This window comes from Phenylobacterium sp. (genome assembly GCF_030654915.1).
Taxonomy (GTDB): domain Bacteria; phylum Pseudomonadota; class Alphaproteobacteria; order Caulobacterales; family Caulobacteraceae; genus Phenylobacterium.
Genome location: NZ_JAURWM010000133.1, coordinates 1 through 2,616, shown reverse-complemented (window position 1 = coordinate 2,616; position 2,616 = coordinate 1). Strand labels below are relative to the sequence as shown.

3 protein-coding genes are annotated in these 2,616 nt (G+C 66.4%); all 3 read right to left on the bottom strand.

The annotated features are described in order from the left end of the window. Positions 1–900 (bottom strand): type II and III secretion system protein family protein (locus tag Q7T84_RS06755; protein ID WP_304806999.1); only part of this gene is annotated, 900 nt, incomplete at its 3' end. Next, complete coding sequence (gene cpaB, locus Q7T84_RS06750; RefSeq protein WP_304806998.1) at positions 897–1,754, bottom strand: Flp pilus assembly protein CpaB; 858 nt, start codon at positions 1,752–1,754, stop codon at positions 897–899. The genes cpaB and Q7T84_RS06755, both read right to left, overlap by 4 nt. Positions 1,755–1,896: 142 nt before the next feature. Continuing rightward, positions 1,897–2,415, bottom strand: a complete 519-nt coding sequence (locus Q7T84_RS06745) for a prepilin peptidase (protein WP_304806997.1) — start codon at positions 2,413–2,415, stop codon at positions 1,897–1,899. Between the last annotated feature and the right edge of the window lie 201 nt (positions 2,416–2,616).

The window sequence follows — 2,616 nt, the reverse complement described above, 5'->3', positions numbered from 1 at the left end:
GCCGTCCTTGTCCTGGGACACGGGGATCGGGAACTCGCCGCCGGCGAGGAACTTGGCCGATTCCCCCGAAACCGCCGTCAGGTTCGGTTCGGCCAGGGTGCGGACCAGGCCGACCCGCTCGAATGCCTGGAGCGTGGCCTGCCATTGGTCGCGGCCGCCGAGGTTGCGAAGCGTCGCCGTGCCGCCGCCGAGCAGGGCGCCGTTGACGCCAAAGCTGGCCGAGGTCCCGAGCAGGAACTGGGTGCTGCCCAGATCACCGACGATGGCGTTCAGATTGAACCCGAGCTGCTTGATGACGTCGCGCTGCATCTCGACGATGCGCACCTTCAGCATCACCTGGTCCTTGCCGGCGATGCTGAGCATGTTGAGCACCATCTCCGGCTTGCCGACAGCTGCGCGGGCGATCTGCACGGCCTTGTCGGCGGCGGCCAGGCTCTCGACCTGACCCGACAAGATCAGGCTCTCGTTCATCGCGTCGACCCGCACCCTTGAACCAGGAACGATGCGGTTGATGGTCTGGGCGACCGCGCCGGGATCCTGATCGACCCGAATGTCGAGGGTAAGAATCCGGCGGCCGGCGGCGTCGAAGAACACGGCGTCGGTCGAGCCGTTCTTGAGGCCGAGAATGAAGATGCGGCGCGGCGAACGCAGCATGGCGTCGGCCACGCCCGGATTGGTCACCAGCACGTCGCGCACGTCGACCGGCAACTCGACGATGGCGGACTTGCCGTTGGGCAGGGTCAGGGACTGCGTCGCGGCCGCGCCGCCAGCCAGATTGACCCGCACCACCGACGACTGCGCCGCCAGGCCCGCGACCTCGGTCTGGGCGACGGCGGCCAGGGGCGCGCCAAACATCGCCCCGAGGGCGGCGAGCGCGAGCAGGAGGGGACGCAGATTCACGGTCTGGCGACCTCGCTGACTTGTCCGGCGCGGAAGATGCGCACGCCTTGCATGTTGTCGCGGGCCTGTCCGCCACGGCCCGGCGCGCCGCCGATATCGGCATAGGACCGCAGGGCGAGTTGCATCTCGCCCTGGGCGCGACCACGCGCCAGCACCTCGACGTCGGTCGCCGGGATTTCCAAGGTGGCGATGGCGCCGACGATGGACTTGGCGTCCTTCTCAGGATCGATCTTTTGGTCGATGGCCAGAACGCGGACGTTTCGCATCAGGGTTTCGGTGATGTAGGTCTTGGCTTCGGCGCCTTGACGGCTCTGCAGGATATCGACCCGGTCGCCGGGCAGGATGAAGCCGCCGGCCGCCGTCTCGGCGTTGATCGGGATCGACATGGCCCGCATGCCTGGCTGCACCACCACGGCCATGAAGCCGCTCTGGCCGGCCCGGACCACCTTGCGCGCCACGATGGGCTCGCCTGCGACCATTGCCTCTCGGACGATGGAGCCTTCAAAGGCCTGCATCGGTCCGTTCGCGCTGACCGCGTCGGTGGCGGCGCGCGCGACTTTCTGGACCGCCTTGTCGGGCATCACGGCCGGAAGGGCCGGCGCCGTACCATCGGTCACGAAGCTGGCGTTCAGGCCCTCCACGGGCCAGGCCTGCCAGGTCATGTCAGCGGGGGTGAGCCGGACGCCAATCGCCAGATCATGCTTCGCCACGAGCACCTGGGCCACCGGCTTGGAAGCGGCCGCGACCTCGGCGACCGGCTCGCGCTTCGGCGTCACCATGTTGCGAACGAGAAGGGCCAGCCCAACGGCGGCGAACGCCGCGACGACGAGGATGGCGATGCGGATGCCGCTCATGATGCGTCTACTCGAGCCTCCCGCGTGCGGGTTTTCTGGCGAACGCGCCGGCGGTCGGCTGGCGCGCACGAATCGAATGCTCGGCCTTTTGCCTGCACGGCCTGTTTGCAGGTCGCATAGTTAACGCCGGCTAAAGGCCAAGCTAGAAGCCCGGCCAGGCCTGGATCAGGGCCGAACCTGGGAAAGCGACCAACGCGCCAACCGCGATCGCCACGCCGTAAGGAAGATCGCCCTTAGGCTCGGCTAGGCGATTGACCCAACCCGGCCCGCTCAACACGTAAGGCCGGATAAAAGGTGAGCGGAGACCGAGCAAGGCGAAGGTTAGAGCGCCGCCCGCAAGGCCCGTGACGATGACGTACTCCATCGAAGCAGGCCAACCGAGCCAAAGCGCCCCTGCTGCGAACAACTTAGCGTCCCCGCCGCCGATCCAGTTGAGAGCGAACATCGCCATGCCAATCACCAGCGCGGCGACGCCGACGCCGAGATGCAGCCCTACTGCGGAAAGCGGAAGTCCCACCGCCAGGGCGGCCGGGGCGAAACCCAGGATCAACAGGCCCGAAATCCAATTGGGGATAATGTAGCTGGTCAGGTCGCGCAGCCCGCCGACGATCACCAGGGCTGGAAAAATCAACAATAGGACGGCTTGGATGAGCGGCGGCATCGGAAAAGGCCCCGGAGGATAGGATAGGAGGCGTAGGATCGCGCAATCGGATGAACGGAGCGTTGAAAAACAAATAGCCGCGATGCTCTCGCGCCGCGGCTATTCCAGATTTCAAACAACATGTGTTCAGTCTTGCGGAATGGCCCCGGCGGCGCTCGCGTAAACCGCTTCAATTTTTGGCGTCAGGGCTTTGATAGCGCC

Coding starts and splice junctions, on each gene's coding strand:
- Q7T84_RS06745 (WP_304806997.1), bottom strand. CDS start 2,415: ATGCCGCCGCTCATCCAAGCCGTCCTATTGTTGATTTTTCCAGCCCTG.
- cpaB (WP_304806998.1), bottom strand. CDS start 1,754: ATGAGCGGCATCCGCATCGCCATCCTCGTCGTCGCGGCGTTCGCCGCC.